Raw genomic sequence first — 21,214 nt, forward strand, 5'->3', positions numbered from 1 at the left:
TCGGAATCAGCTCGAATAGCTCGACCACGTCGCGGTTGCGCATCCGAATGCAGCCGTGGCTCAGGTGCTGCCCGATCGAATCCGGCTCGGCCCGCGTCGCCGCCGCTTGCCGCTTGCGCTGCGTGCGGCAAGCGCGGCAGGCCCCGCGTCGCTCGCCTTTGCCGGAGCGCTTGCCGGTGCGGCGCAGGAACTCGCCGAGCGGCTTCGCTTCGCCGCAGTAGGCGCATATTTTCACGGCGTTCGCCGGGGAAGGATGGATGTCATTTTGCTGCGTCAAGGGAGTCACCTCTGTTTCGGATAAGCTGCGGATAATATATGGTTTCATTATACCTGATTAAATATGAATATAGCCAAGACCGCCGGTCTTGGCTTCGATTTTATTTATGCTCATCTTTACCGTGATCATCCGCTGTCCCTGTTGCCCCCGGGGCTGCCCGGCCATTACTCGGTAACGGCAGCCGGTTGCCTTAGAGAGCGCATCTTGGTCAATATTTTGCGGATGCTTTCGTCGGATAAATGGTAACTCTCGGCTAAATCCCGAACGGAACTTCCGGTGCGGTAGAGGCGGAAAATTTCCTCGTTCCGGTTGGCGATGGAATTGCGGGATCCGCTCAGTTCTCCCCACAGCGCCCTCGACCGTTCCGGTTTGGGAATGTACAGCAGCTCGCCTTGAATGTAATTCTGGAGCTCCTGCAGCAGCCTAGGGGGAAGAACATCCTTCCCATTTTTGTAGTTCACGATCATGTACCTCCTTATTTCGTGGTCCGTGTTCCATTGCAGTTACGATATAAGTCAACATGGCCGTAAATCCCCCTTTCGGCTTGGAATATAATTCAAATTTCACTTGGATCTATCTTAACACAGGCTTAAGCAAACGGAAACAAGGGGGGCTGTTCCCAGCCCCCCGTTTTATTGCGGCTTCGCGTTACGCGAAAGCCACCTCACTCACTGAAATCACTTCGATCAGCCCCCTTTCCCGTGATTCGTCGGCCCGACAACTATATTAACTCATATTTGCGGCGTCCGGAAAAGCGAAAGAATGACTATAAGTGTTTTTTACGTTAGATGTGCTAGAATAAATGTGGTTATTATTGAGATATCAATCATGTATCGATCAAGGAAGTGACTCGGATGGATTTGTTTTCCTACAATCAGGATCAAGGACCTGCGGGGCGGCTGCTGGCCGATCGGATGCGGCCGACCTCGCTGGATGACTATATCGGGCAGGAGCATATCGTGGGGCCGGGGAAGCTGTTGCGGCGGGCGATCGAAGCCGACCAGGTGTCCTCGATTTTGCTGTACGGCCCTCCCGGCTGCGGCAAAACGACGCTGGCCCACATCATCTCGAACCATACCCAGGCGGAATTCGTTCGGCTGAACGCGGTGGACGCTTCGGTGAAGGACGTCCGGGAAGTGATCGAAAAGGCGCAAAACGACAAGGCTTTTTACGGGACGAAAACGATCCTGTTCCTCGACGAGGTCCACCGGTTTAACAGCTCCAGACAAGATGCGCTGCTGCCGGCGGTGGAAAAAGGGACGATCATCTTTATCGGCGCGACGACGGAAAATCCGTTCCATTACGTCAACGGCGCTTTGATGAGCCGGTCCACGCTGTTCCAGCTCGAACCGCTGACGAAGGAGCATTCGCTGATCGCGATGCGCCGGGCGCTGTCGGACAACGAGAAGGGACTGGGGTTCATGCGGCTTACGGTCGACGAGGAGGCGTTGCTGCATATCGCCACGATGGCCAACGGCGACATTCGCCGCGCGTTGAACGCGCTGGAACTGGCCGCGCTGACCACGCCGCCGCAGCCGGACGGCACGGTGCACGTGACGCTCGAGGTAGCCGAAGAGTCGATCCGGCGGCCTCTGGTTAAAGCGGACGAATCGACCCAATACGACGTCCTGTCCGCGTTCCATAAGAGCATTCGCGGCTCCAGCGACGCCGCCGTGTTCTGGTTCCTCTACGCGGTGGAGAAGCTGGGAATGGACCCGATGACCTTTATACGCCGGCTGATCGCGGCCAGCAGCGAGGACATCGGGCTGGCGAATCCGCAGGCGTTGGTGCAGGCGGTCAGCGCCCTGCAGGCTTACCGCAATAACGGATGGCCCGAAGCCAAGCTGAACGTGGTCCAGGCGATCCTGTTTGCGGTCGAAAGCCCCAAATCCAATGCGGTCGTTACGGCGATCGGCAATGCGATGGCGGCGATGGAGGAATTCAAATCGGCCGAAGTGCCGCTGCATCTCAGGGATACCCACTACAAAGGCGCGGTTAAGCTTGGGCACGAGGGCTACAAGTATCCGCACGATTACCCCGCGCATTACGTGCGGCAGGAATATCTGCCGCCGAATCTCGCTGGCCGGACGTTTTACCATGCGACGGAGCAAGGAAGCGAAGCGAAGATCAAGCATAACCAAGAGCTGCGGCGCAAAGGGAACCGGTAGGATTGGCGATTCCTTCGCTGCGATTCATTATCTTTGGCAAGCAAAAAAGGCCCGAAACCGGGCCTTTTTTGCTTGCTTGTTTAATTTGTTGCGGTCGCCGCTTCCGCCGGCAGCTTCGCCGGAGCTTCGATCGTGCCGCCGCCCAGGCATTCATCGCCTTGGTAGAACACGACGGCTTGGCCCGGCGTGATCGCTTTTTGCGGTTGATCGAACTGTACGCGAACGGTACCGTCGGGCTGCGCCGTCAACGTGACACCTTGGTCGGGCTGTCTGTAGCGGAACTTCGCCGTGCAACGGAACGGACCTTCCGGCAGTTTGTCGGCCCCGGCGATCCAGTTGACACCGGAGGCGATGAGCGACGTCGAGTACAGGCTCGGATGCTTGTCACCCTGCACGACGTACAAAATGTTGCGCTCCAGATCCTTCTCGGCGACGAACCAAGGCTCGCCCGTGCCGGATCCGCCGATGCCAAGCCCTTGCCGCTGGCCCAGCGTATAGTACATCAGGCCATCGTGGCGGCCTTTGACTTCGCCGGTTACGATATCGACCATGTCGCCGGATTTGGCCGGCAGATAGTTGCTCAGGAACTCCTTGAAATTGCGTTCCCCGATGAAGCAGACGCCGGTGCTGTCTTTTTTCTTCGCCGTATACAATCCGGCTTCCTCCGCGATCCGGCGCACTTCCGGCTTCGGCAGGTGGCCGATCGGGAACATGGCTTTGGACAGCTGCTCCTGGTTCAAGGCGTTAAGAAAATAAGTTTGATCCTTATTGTTGTCTTCGCCCCGCAGCAGCTTGTACGCGCCGCCTTCCTCCACGACTCTTGCATAGTGTCCGGTCGCGACGTAATCCGCGCCGAGGTCGAGCGCCTTGTTCAGGAATTCGCCGAATTTGATCTCCCGGTTGCACATTACGTCGGGATTCGGCGTGCGGCCCCGCTTATATTCTTCGAGGAAATAGGCAAATACTTTATCGTAATATTGCTTCTCGAAGTTGACGGTATAGTAGGGAATATCGATCTGCTCGCAGACGCGGCGCACATCTTCGGCATCCGCTTCGGCGGTGCAATAGCCGAACTCGTCGGTATCGTCCCAGTTTTTCATGAATATGCCGATGACGTCGTATCCCTGCTGTTTCAGCAGCAATGCGGTCACCGATGAATCGACGCCTCCGGACATGCCGACGACGACGCGGGTTTCGTTAATTGGTTTTGCCATATGATCACTCCTTTGAGCGGCATTCGCCCTGCCTTATATTTTACCATATTGCCCGCTTTATTTTCCAAAAGACGTAGGATATGTTACGATAAGCACAGGTTAAAGATAGGAATAGGGAGGTTTTCCCGGGAATGGGCGAATTCTCCGCGGTTTTCGGCGGTTTTCCGGCCGATGCTGTCTTTAATTGATCAAGGTTCAATTATATAAAGTTTACTTGAAAATTGAAAGAGGTGGCTTCTTTGAAGATTTCTACAAAAGGACGCTATGGATTGACGATTATGATGGAGCTGGCCGCGAAATTCGGCGAAGGACCAACTTCCTTAAAAAGCATCGCCGAAAAAAACCAATTGTCCGAGCATTATCTGGAGCAATTGATCGCGCCGCTGCGCAACGCCGGTTTGGTCAAAAGCGTGCGCGGGGCGTACGGCGGGTATATATTGTCCCGGGAAGCCGGCGAAATTACGGCGGGCGACATCATCCGCGTTCTGGAAGGGCCGATTTCTCCGGTGGATTTCACGGAGGAGGACGATCCGGCGAAACGCGATTTATGGCTGCGCATCCGCGACAGCATCGCCGAGGTGCTGGATTCGACCACGCTGGAAAATTTGATTAATTATGAAGAATACGGCATGAAGGAAAACTACATGTTTTACATCTAATCCAATCAGGGCAAAAAATGCTCTTATTTAGCTCAAGGCCGCATTTGGGGGAGGGGCGACCCAATAGAGGGAAAAAGTGCCCTTATTTCCCCAAACAACGGCATAAAGAGCCAAATAGGGGTATAAAGTGCCCTTATTTAAATCTAAACATGTTGATGGACCGCGAGAACGCGGGGCTTCATCCGTCGGTTTGACCTTTGAATCGTCTTTTGTTAGAATACAAAACGAACGTTCAGTATAGAATGGGGTGTTTCCGATGAACAAAAAGCTACAGCAAAGTTTGGAAACGAAAAAACGAATTGCCGGCGCGGCCAAGGACCTGATTTTTAAAAAAGGGTATAAGGCGACTTCCATTGAGGATATCGTGAAGGCAACCGGAAGCAGCAAAGGGAACATTTACTACCATTTTAAGAGCAAGGAAGGCTTGTTCCTGCATCTGATCGAAGAATGGGACGCGGAATGGGAAGAGCGCTGGAGGGAGAAGGAGCATTTATACCCTACGGCAACCGATAAGCTGTACGGGATGGCTGACCAAATGGCGCTTGACGAGTTGGATCATCCCATGTCCAAAGCGATGGACGAATTTATCAACAGCGAGGACCTGGCCGAAGATGTAAGGGCCAAAATGGCCGACATTTTCGCAAGTCATTTCGCTTTCAATAAACGATTATTGGAGGAAGGCATCGCTGCGGGGGAATTCTCGAACGGTGACGCCGATATGCTCTCCGTTGTCCTGGAAAGCCTTCTGGGAGGAGTGAGCCAAATGACGCGTCTCGTGAAATTCGAAGAGGTGCGGCGTTTGTATAAAGCGGCGATTTTCGTGTTTTTGCACGGTATTACCCCAAGATAGTTTCTTCACGCTTTAATACAGACCGAACGTTCAGTATATATAATTATTATTGGAGGAACCATTATGTCTTTGCTGATTCGAAACCACGGGGCCTTCCTGCTGCTCATGATCAACATCTTCCTGGTATTTACGGGAATCGGGCTCGTCGTTCCGATCATGCCGACCTATATGACGGAGCTTAACATCGGCGGCAGCATGGTCGGCATGCTGGTCGCCGCGTTTTCGCTGACGCAGTTGATGTTCTCGCCGCTTGCCGGCCGTTTATCGGATTCGCTTGGCCGAAAAAAAATCATCATCGCCGGGATGATCGTCTTTGCCTTGTCGGAGTGGCTCTTCGGGGCCGTAAGTTCTCCGGTGCTGTTGTTTGCGGCGCGAATGCTGGGAGGAATCGGCGCCGCGCTCATCATGCCGGCGGTTATGGCCTATGCGGCGGACGTCACTTCAGGCGAAGAAAGAGCTAAGGGGATGGGGCTCATCAACGCGGCCATAACGACCGGTTTTATTATTGGCCCGGGCATCGGCGGTTTTATCGCAGAATTCGGAATACGCGTACCCTTTTATGCCGCAGCAACCGCCGGGCTTATCGCGGCTGTGGTCACCAGCATTTTGCTGCCGGAATCGCGAAACATCGGAGGCCAGCTGCAAGAAATGGAAAATTTGCCGAAACCGAAGCGGGAGAACCTGATCGTCCAACTGATTCGTTCGTACCGTCAGCCTTATTTCATCAGCCTGATCATCGTCTTTGTGCTGTCGTTTGGTCTGGCCAATTATGAAACGGTGTTCGGCCTGTTCGTCGATCATAAATTCGGCTTCACGCCGCGGGATATCGCCTTGATCATCACATTCGGCTCCATATCCGGCGCCGTCGTGCAGGCGACGGTCTTCGGCTCGATCCTGAACCGGTTCGGGGAGAAGCGGGTGATCTCCGTCAGTTTGATCACGGCCGGACTGTGCATCTTGTTGACCTTGTTCGTTCACCGATATTGGCTGATTTTCCTGGTGACGTTCCTGGTGTTTTTATCCATCGATATTTTGCGGCCGGCGGTCGGCACGCAATTATCCAAAATGGCCGGGGATCAGCAAGGGTACGTCGCCGGTCTCAACTCGGCTTATACCAGCCTGGGCAACGTTGCAGGCCCGCTCGTCGCCGGCTTTCTGTTCGATATCGATATCCGTTATCCGTATGTCTCCGCTGCGATCGTCCTGATTATCTGTTTTGTTCTGGCATTAAGATCCGGTTCGGAGCGAGCCGGGGGCCCCACGCGGCAGTCGGATTTTCGTCATTAGACAAGGAATAAGGAGGCTGCCGACAGCAGCCTCCCGGTCAAATTGTTACGTTGCACTGTCCGGTTCGTTTGTTTGCATGAAGTCTGCTTTACGGCAGGCTTTTTTTTCATTAACGCCGCCAAACCCTTGCGGATATGACTGGGTTTGGGGTGTAGGAATGCGTCCGACTAAACGAGCCCTTTGTCCATCGCTTTACAAATCAATGTAGCAAACAGGCTGTTGGACCAGGCAAACCATTCCCGGGAAAAATCGGCCGGGTTATCGGGATGGAACCCTTCGTGCATATACCCTGTGTCCGCGTCCGTTGCGAGCAGGGTGTCGATCAACGCTTGGACTTCCGCATCGTCCGTTGCCGTCAGCGCCTGCATCGACAGCGCCATATGCCAAACGTATCCGCCCGGCGTATGCGGACTGCCGATGCCTTTGGCGAACTTGCCTTCGAAATAAAACGGGTTGTCGAAGTTAAGGGCAAAACGCCGGGTATTTTGGTAAATCGGATCCTCCGCCGAAACGTAGCCGATGTAAGGAATCGACAGCAATCCGGGCGTTCCGGCGTCGTCCATCAGGCAATAGTTGCCGAACCCGTCGGTTTCGTAAGCATAGATTTGGCCGTAAACCGGGTGATTGACGATTCCGTAGGCGCGGATGCCATAGTCGATCTCTTTGCGCAGCTTTTCCGCCCTGTCGGCCAGCCGCTCGTCCCGGTAAACCTCCAGCGCGATGTCGCGGATATGCCCCAAAATAACCACGGCAAACATGTTGGACGGAATGTTATAGCCGAACAGGCAGGCGTCGTCGCTTGGCCGGAAGCCCGACCAGGTCATCCCCGTATAGTTGACAGGCAAACCGCGTCCGTCGTTCTGCAGCGTTTCCGTTTCTTGAACGGTTTGGCGGACAAAACGGTACAGGGATTGTTCCATGTGCCGCTGTTCCGTTTTCAGCAGCTGAACGATGGAGCTCAGCGCCCGGTAGCAGGCGTCGTCGAAGATCGAATCGATGCCGGTTTCCCGCCAATACGAAAAGGCAAGCTGGACGGGAAAACACAAGGAATCGAGCTCGTATTTCCGCTCCCACATCCAAGGGTTCAAGTCGCATTCGTCGGTAGCCCGGTAGTGCTTGCCGCTGGCCGTTTCATTGAACGCGTTGGTGTAGGGATCGATGTTGATATAGAACATTTGCCGGGCGATCAGGCCGCCGATGATGCGCTGCAAATCCTTATCTTCCTTGGCGAAAGGGATGTATTGGCGGACCTGTTCGGTGGAATCGCGCAGCCACATGGCCGGGATGTCGCCGGTGAACACGAAGGTCGTGCCGTCTTCCAGCAATTTGGTGGTCGTTTCCAGCGTGTTCGGAAAACAGTTGCGAAACAATTCCTTCAGCTTTGGACGATGGGCGAGACGCGCGTCCGCTTCGTCCAGAAATCGTTCGATGGATGCGGGTAATTTCATAATTGGTTCCTCCCTGGTTCAGTTAATAATGATGCGGAAATGGCAACGGTTACGATTTCGGCTTCGGTGCGTCGGAAAGATGCCCCAATCTCCCGGTTTGCCCACGGAATGAAGCAGCGTGACCGCGATCGTATTCATGCCGTCCCGCAGCACCTCGTATTCGTTTAATCCTTTGGCGATCATCAGCCCGGCCTGCCCGTCTGAACGCTGACGAAGGCTTGCTGGTGCTGGGCGCTGCTCGGATTGGTCCACTCCGGAGCCAACTCGATGTTGCATTCCCGATCCCAAGGCGAATGGGAGATCAGTTGTGCGGTTTTACGTGTCATCTTTGGTCCCTCCTGATCCAATCCAAATCCAAGGCACACTCGTAAGCAGGTTCACACATCTGTCCGGAAATCACAATATGTATGATTTGCAGTTGCCTTCAAGCCTGCATGATTGACATATCGCCAGGCTCGAGAGCACCAATGTCAACGGAGTGTAAAATCGGGGAAATGCTGCAGCACCGCGGCATAGCGACTTTTAAAATATGACAATTCACAATCGACATATTTACGGTGTCAGATGCGATTCCCTACAATTTTGATTGTAAGCGTTAGCAAGGCGTGGATGTTAACGGACTGGATAACAGAGAAAGGAGAGAAAACGATATGAAGAAAAAAAACGGCCTGAAAGTATCCGTCGCCGCAAGGCCTGCGTCGGGCGAATCCTCCCTCGGCCGTAGAATGCTGAAAAACTGGGAGCTGTACTTGTTCATAGCCCCAGCCTTTTTGTACTTCCTTATTTTTCACTACGGCCCGATGTACGGAATTCAAATCGCGTTCAAAAATTTTACGCCGGTTAAGGGCATCACGGGCAGTCCGTGGGTAGGTTTCGATCATTTCGTGCGATTCTTCAATTCTTATTATTTTTGGGATCTGCTGTGGAACACGCTCAGCTTGAGTTTCTACGAACTGGCGATCGGTTTTCCGCTCCCGATTCTCCTGGCGCTCGCCTTTAACGAAATCCGAAACGGGGCATTCAAGAAGACCGTACAAACCGTCACCTATGCGCCTCATTTTATTTCCATGGTTGTCATGGCGGGGATGATCATTACGTTCCTGTCGCCTTCGTCCGGGATGATCGTGCGCATGATCGAGGCGTTTGGCATGGAGGCTCCCGTGTTTCTAACCGACCCTCGCTGGTTCAAGACCATCTATGTGTTGTCCGGGGTGTGGCAGAGCACGGGCTGGGGGACCATTATATATCTTGCGGCTTTGGCGGGCGTGGACCCGCAGCTGCACGAAGCGGCGATCGTCGACGGTGCCAGCCGATTCAAACGCGTGCTGCATATCAACCTGCCGACGATCGTTCCGACTATCACGATCCTGCTTATTCTGAACATGGGCAATATTTTGGGGGTCGGATACGAAAAGGTGCTGCTCCTGCAAAATCCGCTCAACATGGATTCTTCGGACGTCATTTCCACGTTCGTGTACCGCTCCGGCCTGGTCAGTGCGCAGTACAGCTTCTCTACCGCCGTCGGCGTGTTCAACTCCATCGTTAACGCGATCCTGCTCATCACCGTGAACAAAATCGCCAAACGGACGAGCGAGACAAGCCTATGGTAGAAGGAAGGGGGATGATCAAATGGTCGCGACAATCAAAGAATCCAAATCGGATAAGCTGTTTCTGGTCTTGAATTACTTGTATCTGCTTATCGCTCTGATCGTGGTGCTGTACCCGTTGATTTATATCGTCAGCGCTTCCGTCAGCAGTCCCAAGTATGTCAGTTCGGGGGAAATGTGGCTGTTTCCCAAAGGGTTAACCTTTGACGGGTACAAGCTCGTATTCGAAAATCCAAAAATTTGGCTTGGTTACCGCAACACGATTTTTTACACCTTGATCGGCACGTTGTTGAATCTGGCGGTGACTTTGCCGGCGGCCTATGCGCTCAGCCGTTCCGATTTCGTGGGACGCCACTTTTTCATGGGTATGTTCCTGGTCACGATGTTTTTCAGCGGTGGCCTCGTGCCCACTTACTTGATGGTCAAAAATCTCGGAATGGTTAATACGGTCGGTGCGCTGATTTTGCCGGTCTCGGCCTCGGTATGGAACATCATCGTCGCCAGGACGTTTTTCCAATCGACCATTCCGAAGGAACTGCAGGAAGCCGCTCACGTGGACGGATGCACGAACATCCGGCTGTTCCTGCGGATTGTGCTTCCCTTGTCCGCCCCGATCGTGGCCGTTATGGCGCTGTTTTACGGGGTCGGCCACTGGAACAGCTACTTCCCGGCCTTGATCTATTTGAACGATGACACGAAATATCCGCTGCAAATGGTATTGCGTCAAATCCTGGTGCTTCAGGAAATGTCCGCGGAGACGACGGGAGCCGCGATCAGCGGCGATATCGCTCAAGCGATGGCCAATAAGGCGGAAATCGCCGCACTGGTCAAGTATGCCGTGATCATCGTCTCCACGCTGCCGGTGATCGCCGTGTATCCATTCCTGCAACGATATTTTGTGCAAGGGGTCATGATCGGATCGGTCAAAGGCTAAGCCCGGCGGGTTGGAAACAACGCGGGGCATCCGCGGACGCACCGGTAATAACGGGGACTCCGTTTCCGATTATTATATAATTCCATCATAGGTCAAAAGGGAGGATTACGAATGCAGAAAAGTAGAAAAAGCTGGATCCTGCTGCTACTCGCCGCCATGGTCATCACGTTGCTGTCCGGTTGCGGTGGCTCCGGCAACGCGAAAGAGGAGGGGGCCGGCGGGAATGCGGCCGCCGAAGTGAGCAAAGACGGGTTCCCGATCGTTCAGGAGCCGATCACATTAACGATGATGGCGCCCGACGTAGGCCTGCAAAACTGGAAGGACATGGCCGTTTTGCAGAATATGGAGAAGCTGACGAACATTCATTTCGTGTATAACAACGCACCGAAAGACAGCTTCGATACGAAGAAGAACCTCGTGTTCGCCAGCGGCGAATACCCGGACGTATTTTATGCGGCGGGACTTACTCCGGCCGAGCAAATGAACTACGGCGAGCAAGGCATCCTGATTCCGCTGGAAGGCCTGATCGACGAATACGCGCCGAACTTCAAGAAGGTGCTTGAGGAATATCCGGACGTCCGTAAATCGATCACCGCCCCGGACGGACATATTTACTCGCTGCCGGTCATCGAGTTCAATCAGCCCTGGTACCGGAATCCGTTGTGGTATAACGGCGATTTTTTGGAAGCGCTCGGCATGGACAAGTTACCTGAGACAACGGAAGAGCTGTATACGTATTTGAAGCGCGTCAAGGAAGAAGATCCGAACGGCAACGGCCAAGCGGACGAAATCCCGCTGTCCTCCGCAACTCCGGGCAACAGCCTGCGCGATATTCGCACCTGGCTGCTCGGCGCCTTCGGTATCTATGAGGAAGAAATCTATGTCGATGACAATGAAGTTGTTCATTATACTCCGATCGAAGAAGGGTACAAGGAATATCTGACATACCTGAACCGTCTGTGGAACGAAGAGCTGCTGGATCACGAGAGCTTCTCGCAGACAGCCGAACAGCGCGAAGCCAAAGCGCGCAACAATCAGCTCGGCCTGTTCTCGGCATGGACCGCATTCCAGATGATGGGGGAGGAGCCGAACTCCGATGACCCCATGTTCAGCCCTGTAACGAGCGAAATGGTGGACAAGCCGGCCATCGCGAAGAACAAAGGCATCAACACCGGCGCTTTTGCCATCTCCAATACGAATCCGTCGCCTGAAGCTTCCATGCGGTGGGTAGATTATGCGTATTCCATTGAAGGCGCAACCATGTTCAACAAGGGGCCTGAGGGCGTCCTGTGGCAATACACGGATAAAGAGAACTATGTAAAAGAATATCTGCCTGTACCGGACGGCGGCGACCGCGAGGAATACCGCTCCAGAATCACGCCGAACTACGGCATTCCGGCGCCGACGATCAACCTGCCTGAGGTCGCAAATGGCCTGCTGAGCGAAGTAGACGACTGGATCGCCAACGAGACCAAAACCAAGCTGCTCGACCGCGGCGCTCGTATCCCGTTCCCGGTGCTGTTCCTGACGCCGGAAGAGCAGTCTGAAGTGAACATGATGACCTCCGACCTCAATACGTATGTGCGTCAGATGGAAGCCAAGTTCGTCACCGGCACCGAGCCGCTGACCAATTGGGACAACTACGTGAACACCGTTAAAAAAATGGGCGGCGATCGCATGGCCGAGATTCACCAAGCGGCTTACGACCGTTGGAAGAACAGCTAAACGACAGGCTTATCGTCCGAAAACTCTCCGAGGGCATCCGCGCCCGGAGAGTTTTCTTTCCCCGACGGGTTTGATAAGGCTTCGTACAAAAGGAGGCAACCGCATTGAAGCGTTTGACGCGATTTATCCAATTTCTAGAGCGCGGTCAGTGGGCGGATAAGCAGCCGATCGAGCAGTGGACTGTCCGCGAGACCTGCTACGCTGCACAGGGGAGCTATGAAGATACGGCTGGGGAAGAGCAGGAGCGTTCGCTCGAGCGGCTTACCGGAGGGGCGGGCACAACCTACTTCCTCAGCAAGTCGCTGGACCTTCCCGCCGAATGGCCGCATGAAGACACGGCGCTGTTGTACTACGGCACCGGCGAAGGGCTCCTCTGCGTCGACGGCTCGCCGTATCACGGACTGGACCGGAACCACTGGTTTATCCAGCTGCCCCAGGCCAAGAAGGGCAAGCTGGAGCTGGATATCGAGTTGTTCGACCCGTTCCCCGAACCAGTGGATCCGCTCAACAACCAGGCACCGGTTCGCCCGGCGATGCAGAGCGCGGAGTTCGCGCTCGTGCGGATCAACCGTCCGGTCTACAGCCTGCTGCATACCGTGAGAATGGTGCAGGAGTCGGCGGCGCTGCTGCCTGAGGCCGATATGCGCCGCATCCGCCTGGAGCGGGCGCTGGAGCGGACGATGGACGCTCTGTATCCTCAGCCAGAGCGGCTGGCCGATGGGGAGCGGGTGACCACGGCGGAGCAAAGCCTGCGGGAGGCTGCCCTGCAAGAGCGGGTGCCGGACCGCCGCAACGGCGTGATGCATATGGTCGGCCAATCGCACATCGATGTCGCCTGGCTGTGGCCGCTGAAGGAAACGATGCGCAAGGTCGGCCGTACCTTTTCCACAGTCTGCGCGCTGATGGACCGCTATCCCGGCTTCACCTACTCGCAAAGCCAACCGCAGTTGTACGCCTACGTCAAGGCGTATTATCCCGAGCTGTACGAGCGGATCAAGGCGCGGGTGGCGGAGGGCCGCTGGGAGCTGGTCGGGGGCATGTGGGTTGAGCCCGATCTCAATATTCCTTCCGGCGAATCGCTGGTGCGGCAGATTTTGTACGGCCAGCGCTTCTACGAGCAGGAGTTCGGCAAGCGTTCGACCATCGAATGGCTGCCCGATACGTTCGGTTACTGCGCCTCGCTGCCGCAGCTGCTGAAGCAGGCCGGCATCAATCATTTCATGACCACCAAGCTGGGCTGGAACGATACCAATGTGTTCCCTCACACGCTGTTCCACTGGATCGGCATCGACGGCACGTCCGTTGTCGCTTATCAGAATCATGGACTCAACGAGCATACGAAGCCGGTGGATGTGCATCGCCACTGGGAGGCGTTCGCCAATAAGAACAGCCACGATGAGCTGATGTTGCTGTACGGCCACGGCGACGGCGGGGGAGGCGTCACGCACGAGATGCTGGAAAATATCGGCCGGGCGGAACTGATGGTGGGCCAGCCGGCGTCCCAACTGTCGTCGGCTGCCGCGTTCTTCAGAGGCATCGACGAAGGGCATCCAGATCTGCCTACGTGGCACGGCGATCTCTACCTGGAGCTCCATAGAGGCACCCTCACCACGCAGGCGTACAACAAGCGCAGCAACCGCAGCGCAGAACAGCTGTACCGGCGGGCGGAGATCTGGAGCCGCTTCGCGGAGCTGGGCGGAGCGCCGGTTGCCGCGTTGGATGGACTGCAGGAAGGCTGGGAGCTGATACTGCTCAACCAATTCCATGACATCATCCCGGGTACGGCGATTCCCGAGGTATACGTGACCTCCCGGGAGCATTACGACCGGGTGTTCCGGCTGGGGCAAGAGGTGCTCGAGCAAGGGCTGCAGGCGCTGGCCGCCGAGATGCACACCGAGGGCGAGGGCACTCCTTATGCTGTCTTCAACAGCCTGGGCTGGGCACGGACCGGCACGGTGCTGATCGAAGGTGACAACGGTCTGGCCGGTGTGGAGTTCTGGGACGATGAAGGGCGGCTGGACAGCGATGTCTGGTCGGTAGACGAGGCGGCAGGGCGGATCACATGGGCCGTCCAGGCGAGATCGGTGCCGGCCTTTGGCTGCCGGATCATCTGGCTGCGTCCGCAGGGGCAGGGAACTGCACCGATGGCGGAGCGCGAGCTTGCGGACACGTGGGAGACGGATCACTGGCTGCTGCGGTTCAATAAGCGGGGCGAGATTGTCCGCTGGCTGGACAAGACGGCAGGCCGCGAGCTGATCCCGGACGGGCAGCGGGCCAACGAGCTGCAGCTGTTCCATGATGTACCGGTAGAATGGGACGCCTGGGATCTGGATCCCCGGTTCGAGCAGCAGCCTGCCGGTCAGGCCGAGCTGCTGGAGCGTTCGGTTGTCAACCAGGGCGAGACGCTCGACCGGCTGCGTTTCCGCTGGCGTATCGGCAGCTCCACCGTCGAGCAGGATCTGGTGTTCTACAAGCATACAGGCCGTGTGGATTTCATCACGAAGGCCGACTGGCATGAGGACCATAAAGCGCTAAAGGCGGCGTTCCCGGTGGACGTCCTGGCGACCCAGGCAACCTACGAGATTCCCTTCGGCGCGCTTGCCCGCCCCACGCACCGCAACACCAGCTGGGAGCAGGCGCAGTTCGAGGTATGCGGGCACCGCTTCGCCGATCTGTCGGAGAACGGCTACGGCGTCAGCCTGCTCAATGACTGCAAATACGGCTATGATATCCAGGACGGCGTGATGCGTCTGACGCTGCTCCGGGCTCCGTCCTGGCCGGACAAACAAGCCGACCGCGGTGAGCATACGTTCACCTATTCGCTCTATTCGCATGCCGGCGACTGGCGGCAAGGCGGGGTCGTCCGGGAGGCGGCCGAGCTGAACGAGGCGCTGCAGGCGATCGCTACCGATGCCCACGCGGGTATCCGCGGCACATCGCATGCCTGGCTGTCTTTTGCCGGCGAGCATGTGCAGCTCGATACGATCAAGAAAGCCGAGGACGGCAGCGGTACCATCATCCGCATGTACGAGTGCGGCGGCGGCCGTGACACGGCAGTCCTGCAGGAACTGCCCGAGACGGTACGCATTACGGAGGTTAATCTGCTGGAGGATGAAACCGATCTGTTGAGAGCGGTCGACGGACAACTAACGCTTCAATTCCGACCTTATCAAGTAAGGACGATCAAAATTACAGATGCTGCTGCAGCACAGGAGGAATAGAAACCCTATGAAAATTACCCGACATCCCGGAAATCCGATCGTCGTTCCCGGCGAATACGAATGGCGCAAAGCGACAGTTTTTAACCCTGCCGTCATCATTGAGGGGGACAAGTTCTACATGATCGAACGGACGGCGGGCTCGCTGACGCCGTGCAAGAACTTCCTGGGGCTGCTGGAAAGCGAGGACGGCGTGCATTTCACCCACGTGAAGGACGAGCCGATCGTCACGCCGGACATGCTGGGTTTCCCGTACGGCAGCGTGCAGGACCCGCGGATCGTGAAAATCGACGATACGTTCTACCTGAATTATGCGCTGCGTCCGTGCGCGATGAGCTATTACCCGACGGGCCGGGGCGTGCCGGAACGCTCGATCCCGCAGTACCCGGACGGATGGGGCGAAGAGGAAGGGCACTGGCTGACGCGTTCGTCGATCCTCGCCTCCAAGAACCTGATCGACTGGGAGTTTGTGGCCGACACGACGCCGCTTGAGATCAACGACCGCGACAATATCCTGTTCCCGGAGAAAATAAACGGCAAGTACGCACTGCTGCGCCGACCGGAAGAATACATAGGCGAAGCCTACGGCACGGAAAAAGCGGCGATGTGGATCACCTATTCGGACGATCTAGTCCACTGGGAAGAGCCGAAGCTGCTGGCCAAAGCGGAAAACATGGCGTGGGAGTCGCGCAAAATCGGCGGGTCGACGCCGCCGGTGCGGACGGATCGCGGTTGGCTGGTGCTGTATCACGGGGTGGATGACGAAGTGGTGTACCGGGTCGGCGCGATGCTGCTGGATCTGAAAAATCCGGAGAAAGTCATCGCCCGCACGAAAAACTTCATCATGGAGCCGGAAACGTATTACGAGAAATTCGGGTATCAGATTCCGAACGTGGTTTTCCCGACGGGGAACGTCGTGAAGGACGGATTGCTTTATATCTACTACGGGGTGACCGACACGGCGATCGCGCTGGCGACGGTGCCGGTAGAGGAACTCGTGGATCACATCCTGGAGCAAGCGGAATAATGCCAATGCTTGTTGAATAGACCGAGAAGCGTCCCTGGCAGGGGACGCTTCTCGGCGTTATTCGGCCTTGTCGCCGACCTTCGCAGCCACGGGAGGCTTGCCGGCATGCAGCTTCCGATATTGTCCCGGGGTGTACCCGGTCTCTTTTTTGAACTTGCGGATAAAGTTCGGCGCATCGAGGTAACCGACCTGCTCGATGATCTCCTTCAACGGGGCATTGGTGTTCACGAGCAGCCGGATGACTTCCTCCTTGCGGCAATGCCAAATATATTGCGAAAAATTATAACCCGTCTTTTCTTTGAAGCATCGGCTCAGATAGGAAGTGGAAATCGAATACCTAAGGGCAACGTGCTCCAGGCTGAGTGTATAATCGGCGAATTGCTGGTTGACGTAGGCTACAATGTCGTCCATCAGGGAGTGCTGCCTGGTCTCCGCGTTACGCTCGACTTGAAGGCAGATCCGGGAAGCGAGGGCGGCCAATCTGGCCTCAAGCTCCTCTAAGGATTCAAACGAAGCAAGGTTCGATATGTTCAGGAACACTTCGTTCATCCCAAATTCGGAAGCGGTGCGGAGCAGCGAATTCAACAGGTCGAAACAAATGCAGCGGAGCAGGGATACGGACAGGGAATCCATCTTCAGCTCATCGATGATCGAAGCGATCATCTGTCTGGCGACGAGCTCATTGCCTTGTTTTAACCCGTGCTCGAGCTTCAATATCGCCTTGCGGGGAATCCAGAACGTTTCTGCCGAAGGGACGGTTAATTCCGCGATCTGTTCGAAGTAGGTCACCCGTCCGTTGCTGCCGATCATGCGGTATTCCAAAGCGGCGGACGCCTCAACGAAAGACTGGTTCAGATCCGCCGGATCATCGTATAAGGTCCCGACCCCGAAATAAGGAACGATCCGGGAGTTGTCGATCACGAGTACCTTGATCGCTTCGATAATCTCTATGATGCGCTGCTGCGCCTCCTCCCGGCTGTTCGCGGATAGCGATACGATCAGCGCAAACTGTTCCGCCGGAGAAAATTCCAGCCCGCAAACATGGGTTCCCAGCTCGGTGAACTCGAATTCGCTGAGCATTTCCTGCAAATGCTGCTGTTCTTCCCAGGTCTTTTCCCCTTCGGACGTTTCGTCCCATGCCAATATAACGGAAAAATAAAAGCCCTGGCCTTGCGGAAGCATCAGACCCACCCCGCCTATCATCCGTTCGATTTCCGGATCGTTGGGTTTGCCGTATTTCAGCAGCAGAAGCAGGCATTGATTGCGGACATAGGGCTGCTGCATATCGATTCTGGCGCTGTAATCGTGGATCGTTTGCTTGATCCAATCCCACTCGTTACGGGTTTTCAGACTGTCCGCCGGACTGGTTTTCAATTTGGCGAACTCCATCAAGTCCTTGATTGGGTGATATTGGCGCTTGGCCAGCAGCATGGCCGCCAAGATTCCCGTGATAACGGCAATGCAGAAAATCAGAAATACGAGTTCTTTAATATGGGCAACGCGGCTGAAAAACTGGTAGCTGGGCATTGTCGTGACATAGGTCCACCCGTTCGTCTGTGATTTGACGACGACGACGGAGTACTGCTCTTTATTCAAAGAAAGGCTATGGATGCCCGGTTCAAGCGATGGTAAAGCCATTAAATCGTCAGCCGGCAGACTTGAGCCGTGATTGTTGATGGTCAGTGCGTTACCCTTCTGGTCGAAGATATAGCTGCTGCCCGAAAAATCGTTCAGAATGGAATCCATGACACCCGTCAGTTTGGATTCTTTCATTAAATAGACTACCGTACCGTACGGGTACTGATCGTTCGGCTTGATCGGCACCAAGAAAGTCAGCATGGGATCGCTGCGCGAATAAACGTTAACTTTCTCTGCGGGCCGCATTACCGGTTGCTTCAATTCGTTTAAATCTCGCATCAGCTGTGCGCTTGTCCAATTTTCAAACTTGTACATGCGTTCGAATACCACGTTGACGTAGGTCAGACCCGTGGGGGAGTAAATGATGGCGTCATCGTGAAAATACAAAAAAAGATCCTCGAGAATACTGCTGTTCGCCTTGTAGGTGGCCAACGTGCGGATGGCATCGGCGCTGTAAAGAGGATGCCCTACCATGTAGGGCGTGAGGTGCTCGTCGTACGATATTTTGCTGGCGATTTCCAGCAGCTCGGCCATCCGCTCGTCGATCGTTGTTTTGACCTGGGTTAACTGGTTCACGTTGGCTTGTTCGATTTCCATCCGCAGATTTTTGACGGCGCTTTCATAAACCGGAACCGTGACCAGCGTCAGCGGAACAAGAAACATCAAAATATAGGATAACGTGTATTTGAGCAGAAGTTTGGATTTAAAATGCTCCCACCTTGACGGAATGGCGGAAATCATCTTTGACCGGCTTGTCACGTTACGCACGAATAGCCTCCCCCCAATACGGTTTATAAATCATTATAACGTTATATTTATTATGCTATAAAATTGCGAGTAAAGGAAGAATGGATCGAAAATTGTCGCATTTCAGTCATGAGTAGTTTTTTTGGCCAAAATAATATAGAATTAAGTTCGCTTAAAATTTGTCAGGAATATGTCCCGTCATCATCGGCGCGTATTCCCTTTGGTTAAGGTGGCTAAAGCAATGAAGCATATATATTTAGATCATGCCGCTTCCACGCCGATCCATCCGGACGTGGCGGAAACGATGATGAAGGTGATGCAAGGGCGGTTCGGCAACGCCTCCAGCGTTCACTTCTACGGACGGGAGGCCAAACGCCTGGTGAACGGGGCTCGCGACGCGATTGCCGGAGGGATCGGCTGCCGGCCGGAAGAGCTGGTGTTTACCGGCGGCGGCACGGAAAGCGACAATTTGGCGTTGTTCGGCACGGCCGCGGCCCGCAAGGAGAAGGGTCGGCATATCATTACGACGTCGATCGAGCATCATGCGGTGCTGCATTCCTGCGAGCGGCTGGAGAAAGACGGTTATGAGGTCACCTATTTGCCGGTAGACCGTTACGGCCAGGTCCATCCGGAGCAGGTACGGGAAGCGATCCGTCCGGATACGATTTTGGTCAGCGTGATGTACGGCAATAATGAGGTCGGGACGATCCAACCGATCGTGGAAATCGGTCAAATTGCCCGGGAGCGGGACGTGGTTTTCCATGTGGACGCGGTGCAGGCGCTGGGATCGCTGCCGATTTCCTGCCGTGAGCTTCCGGTGGATCTGATGAGCTTCTCTTCCCATAAAATCAACGGTCCCCAAGGCGTCGGCGCATTGTATGTGCGGAAGGATCTTCTGCTTGAGCCGATCCAGCACGGCGGTCTGCAGGAAAGAAAACGCCGTGCCGGCACGGAAAATATGGCCGGAATCGCCGGTTTCGCCAAGGCGGTGGAATTGGCCGTCCGGGAGCGGGAGTCTCGGATCGCCCATGAAACGACGCTGATCGGCGAGCTGCTGTCCGGGTTGGAACAGCGGATTACGCAGGGTGCCTTCCACTTGAACGGTCATAAGGAGAACCGTCTTTCGCATATCGTCAATCTAAGCTTTCCGGAGATCGATTCGGAGACGATGCTGATGAATTTGGACATGGAAGGGATCGCCGCCTCCAGCGGTTCGGCCTGCACCTCGGGCTCTCTGGAACCGTCGCATGTGCTGGAAGCGATGCATCTTCCGGCGAATTTTTTACGGTCCGCGATTCGATTTAGCGTTGGAATGGGTAATACTAGGGAAGAAATTTCCGAAACCGCCAAAATAATTGGAACCATCCTGGAACGTCTTCGTAAAAGAAAATAATGGGCACCTTTTTGGGGTCAGGGAAACTTTTGCGGAGGGAGGTTCGCGCGTTCGGGCTTTCAGCATGAAATTACCCAGCGGGGAGTGTCCTTTCAACATGAGAATGCAAGAAATGATCGGCCTGGCTGTCTTTGATGTGGAGCATGGGAAGCAGGTCGGGAAAGTTCTCGATGTTATGCTGAATAGTGACTGGTCGATTGCAGGCATCCAGTTGGAGAACCGGTTCTTGTGGAACTCCAGCATCAAGGTGGTGCTTTGGGACGATATCGTCGCCTATGGCGAAGATGCCGTAATGATTCGTAATCAACAGGCTGTCCGGAAATGGGAAGCCGAGAATATACAAAACACTTTTTTAACGGGAAGCGGGAAGTTGAAAGAACTTCCGGTCCTGACGGAGGACGGAATCCGGCTTGGACATGTCACGGATGTTTATTTTGAGCACGAATTGGGAAACACAATTACTGGAATTGAAATTAGCGACGGGTTTTTCACCGATCTGATGGAAGGGCGCAGGACGCTGCCTTTTTTACCGGAAATGACCCGGGGGGAAAATGTGATCATGGTGCCCCCAAACAGCGATCAGCTGCTCGAGAGGCCATGAATTTTGTTAACGGATAGGTGATTGATGAATGATGAAATGTCCAAATTGTAGTTCCAAGGATATCGGTAAAATCGGCTCCCATCAGTTCTATTGCTGGGGATGTTTTATTGAATTGACGGTGAACGGCGACAAAATGTCCGTCTACCAAGTAGAGGAAGACGGGACGCTCAGCTCCCTGGACGATCTGTTCTTCGGCGAGGAAATGGCGCAGGATTTCTCGCAGATGCACGCTTCCTCGTAATAATATATTCACGCCGCTATGCGGAAATGTCTTAAGCTGTCCCCTATTTTTCATAATAGAGCGGGCGGCTTTTTTCTTTTTGGAGGAATTGCTCTTCAAATGTTGTCAACAATAATCATGACGAAACCGTGTTTTGATTTGATTGAGAAAGAAAGCGCTTTGAATTAGGATGAAGTTAGA

The 21,214-nt window shown here is 54.9% G+C and carries 17 protein-coding genes and 1 pseudogene; 12 read left to right on the top strand and 6 right to left on the bottom strand.

What is annotated here, in order from left to right; translation table 11 throughout:
* The coding region (locus ACQ4N8_RS08955; protein WP_430704004.1) for a L,D-transpeptidase at positions 1–277 on the bottom strand (277 nt) is incomplete at its 3' end.
* Positions 278–441: 164 nt separating this feature from the next.
* Positions 442–738 carry a CD3324 family protein gene (locus ACQ4N8_RS08960; RefSeq protein WP_430704005.1) on the bottom strand — a complete coding sequence of 99 codons (297 nt, stop codon included), beginning with the start codon at positions 736–738 and terminating at the stop codon, positions 442–444.
* A 393-nt stretch (positions 739–1,131) separates the two neighbouring features.
* On the opposite strand from ACQ4N8_RS08960, the gene ACQ4N8_RS08965 reads away from it, so the two are divergent.
* Entirely contained in the window at positions 1,132–2,445 is a 1,314-nt protein-coding gene (locus ACQ4N8_RS08965) for a replication-associated recombination protein A (RefSeq protein ID WP_430704006.1), read from the top strand.
* Between the two features lie 80 nt (positions 2,446–2,525).
* On the opposite strand, the gene mnmA is transcribed toward ACQ4N8_RS08965, so the two are convergent.
* The gene (gene mnmA, locus ACQ4N8_RS08970) at positions 2,526–3,659 is read right to left on the bottom strand and encodes a tRNA 2-thiouridine(34) synthase MnmA (protein WP_430704007.1); all 1,134 of its coding nucleotides are present in this window, start codon (positions 3,657–3,659) and stop codon (positions 2,526–2,528) included.
* A 239-nt stretch (positions 3,660–3,898) separates the two neighbouring features.
* On the opposite strand from mnmA, the gene cymR reads away from it, so the two are divergent.
* The 3 genes from cymR to ACQ4N8_RS08985 all read left to right on the top strand — a co-directional run bounded on the left by cymR (position 3,899) and on the right by ACQ4N8_RS08985 (position 6,455).
* Positions 3,899–4,318, top strand: a complete 420-nt coding sequence (gene cymR, locus ACQ4N8_RS08975; protein ID WP_430704008.1) for a cysteine metabolism transcriptional regulator CymR — start codon at positions 3,899–3,901, stop codon at positions 4,316–4,318.
* A gap of 256 nt (positions 4,319–4,574) precedes the next feature.
* A complete protein-coding gene (locus ACQ4N8_RS08980) occupies positions 4,575–5,168 on the top strand; it encodes a TetR/AcrR family transcriptional regulator (RefSeq protein ID WP_430704009.1) in 594 nt (197 codons plus the stop codon).
* A gap of 63 nt (positions 5,169–5,231) precedes the next feature.
* Entirely contained in the window at positions 5,232–6,455 is a 1,224-nt protein-coding gene (locus ACQ4N8_RS08985) for an MFS transporter (RefSeq protein ID WP_430704010.1), read from the top strand.
* 167 nt (positions 6,456–6,622) lie between these two features.
* Here ACQ4N8_RS08985 and ACQ4N8_RS08990 read toward each other — a convergent pair whose 3' ends face one another.
* Together ACQ4N8_RS08990 and ACQ4N8_RS08995 are read right to left on the bottom strand one after the other, a co-directional pair.
* A complete protein-coding gene (locus tag ACQ4N8_RS08990) occupies positions 6,623–7,903 on the bottom strand; it encodes a glycoside hydrolase family 125 protein (RefSeq protein ID WP_430704011.1) in 1,281 nt (426 codons plus the stop codon).
* 69 nt (positions 7,904–7,972) lie between these two features.
* Positions 7,973–8,169: pseudogene (locus tag ACQ4N8_RS08995) on the bottom strand (hypothetical protein); the annotation flags it as partial.
* Between the two features lie 384 nt (positions 8,170–8,553).
* Here ACQ4N8_RS08995 and ACQ4N8_RS09000 point away from each other — a divergent pair.
* The 5 genes from ACQ4N8_RS09000 to ACQ4N8_RS09020 all read left to right on the top strand — a co-directional run bounded on the left by ACQ4N8_RS09000 (position 8,554) and on the right by ACQ4N8_RS09020 (position 16,414).
* Positions 8,554–9,513, top strand: a complete 960-nt coding sequence (locus ACQ4N8_RS09000) for an ABC transporter permease (protein ID WP_430704012.1) — start codon at positions 8,554–8,556, stop codon at positions 9,511–9,513.
* Between the two features lie 19 nt (positions 9,514–9,532).
* Positions 9,533–10,444, top strand: coding sequence for a carbohydrate ABC transporter permease (locus ACQ4N8_RS09005; RefSeq protein WP_430704013.1), 912 nt, complete (start codon positions 9,533–9,535; stop codon positions 10,442–10,444).
* A 111-nt stretch (positions 10,445–10,555) separates the two neighbouring features.
* Positions 10,556–12,169: an extracellular solute-binding protein gene (locus ACQ4N8_RS09010; protein WP_430704014.1), complete on the top strand. Its 1,614-nt coding sequence runs from the start codon at positions 10,556–10,558 to the stop codon at positions 12,167–12,169.
* 104 nt (positions 12,170–12,273) lie between these two features.
* A complete protein-coding gene (locus ACQ4N8_RS09015) occupies positions 12,274–15,390 on the top strand; it encodes an alpha-mannosidase (RefSeq protein ID WP_430704015.1) in 3,117 nt (1,038 codons plus the stop codon).
* Positions 15,391–15,397: 7 nt separating this feature from the next.
* Positions 15,398–16,414 carry a glycosidase gene (locus ACQ4N8_RS09020; protein ID WP_430704016.1) on the top strand — a complete coding sequence of 339 codons (1,017 nt, stop codon included), beginning with the start codon at positions 15,398–15,400 and terminating at the stop codon, positions 16,412–16,414.
* 57 nt (positions 16,415–16,471) lie between these two features.
* Here ACQ4N8_RS09020 and ACQ4N8_RS09025 read toward each other — a convergent pair whose 3' ends face one another.
* Positions 16,472–18,820 carry a helix-turn-helix domain-containing protein gene (locus tag ACQ4N8_RS09025; protein ID WP_430704017.1) on the bottom strand — a complete coding sequence of 783 codons (2,349 nt, stop codon included), beginning with the start codon at positions 18,818–18,820 and terminating at the stop codon, positions 16,472–16,474.
* 220 nt (positions 18,821–19,040) lie between these two features.
* Here ACQ4N8_RS09025 and ACQ4N8_RS09030 point away from each other — a divergent pair, with 220 nt between their 5' ends.
* The 3 genes from ACQ4N8_RS09030 (at position 19,041) to ACQ4N8_RS09040 (ending at position 21,034) form a co-directional block, all read left to right on the top strand.
* The gene (locus ACQ4N8_RS09030) at positions 19,041–20,192 is read left to right on the top strand and encodes a cysteine desulfurase family protein (RefSeq protein WP_430704018.1); all 1,152 of its coding nucleotides are present in this window, start codon (positions 19,041–19,043) and stop codon (positions 20,190–20,192) included.
* A 97-nt stretch (positions 20,193–20,289) separates the two neighbouring features.
* Complete coding sequence (locus ACQ4N8_RS09035; protein ID WP_430704097.1) at positions 20,290–20,793, top strand: PRC-barrel domain-containing protein; 504 nt, start codon at positions 20,290–20,292, stop codon at positions 20,791–20,793.
* A 31-nt stretch (positions 20,794–20,824) separates the two neighbouring features.
* Positions 20,825–21,034, top strand: coding sequence for a hypothetical protein (locus ACQ4N8_RS09040; RefSeq protein WP_430704098.1), 210 nt, complete (start codon positions 20,825–20,827; stop codon positions 21,032–21,034).
* The last annotated feature ends 180 nt before the right edge of the window (positions 21,035–21,214 follow it).

The sequence above is a fragment of the Paenibacillus macerans genome (assembly GCF_050565405.1).
In the GTDB taxonomy this organism is placed as follows: domain Bacteria; phylum Bacillota; class Bacilli; order Paenibacillales; family Paenibacillaceae; genus Fontibacillus; species Fontibacillus macerans_B.

Excerpts from the sequence above, each read along its gene's own strand:
- ACQ4N8_RS08965 (WP_430704006.1), top strand. The coding sequence starts at position 1,132 with ATGGATTTGTTTTCCTACAATCAGGATCAAGGACCTGCGGGGCGGCTG.
- mnmA (WP_430704007.1), bottom strand. The coding sequence starts at position 3,659 with ATGGCAAAACCAATTAACGAAACCCGCGTCGTCGTCGGCATGTCCGGA.
- ACQ4N8_RS08980 (WP_430704009.1), top strand. The coding sequence starts at position 4,575 with ATGAACAAAAAGCTACAGCAAAGTTTGGAAACGAAAAAACGAATTGCC.
- ACQ4N8_RS08985 (WP_430704010.1), top strand. The coding sequence starts at position 5,232 with ATGTCTTTGCTGATTCGAAACCACGGGGCCTTCCTGCTGCTCATGATC.
- ACQ4N8_RS08990 (WP_430704011.1), bottom strand. The coding sequence starts at position 7,903 with ATGAAATTACCCGCATCCATCGAACGATTTCTGGACGAAGCGGACGCG.
- ACQ4N8_RS09000 (WP_430704012.1), top strand. The coding sequence starts at position 8,554 with ATGAAGAAAAAAAACGGCCTGAAAGTATCCGTCGCCGCAAGGCCTGCG.
- ACQ4N8_RS09005 (WP_430704013.1), top strand. The coding sequence starts at position 9,533 with ATGGTCGCGACAATCAAAGAATCCAAATCGGATAAGCTGTTTCTGGTC.
- ACQ4N8_RS09010 (WP_430704014.1), top strand. The coding sequence starts at position 10,556 with ATGCAGAAAAGTAGAAAAAGCTGGATCCTGCTGCTACTCGCCGCCATG.
- ACQ4N8_RS09020 (WP_430704016.1), top strand. The coding sequence starts at position 15,398 with ATGAAAATTACCCGACATCCCGGAAATCCGATCGTCGTTCCCGGCGAA.
- ACQ4N8_RS09030 (WP_430704018.1), top strand. The coding sequence starts at position 19,041 with ATGAAGCATATATATTTAGATCATGCCGCTTCCACGCCGATCCATCCG.
- ACQ4N8_RS09035 (WP_430704097.1), top strand. The coding sequence starts at position 20,290 with ATGAGAATGCAAGAAATGATCGGCCTGGCTGTCTTTGATGTGGAGCAT.
- ACQ4N8_RS09040 (WP_430704098.1), top strand. The coding sequence starts at position 20,825 with ATGAAATGTCCAAATTGTAGTTCCAAGGATATCGGTAAAATCGGCTCC.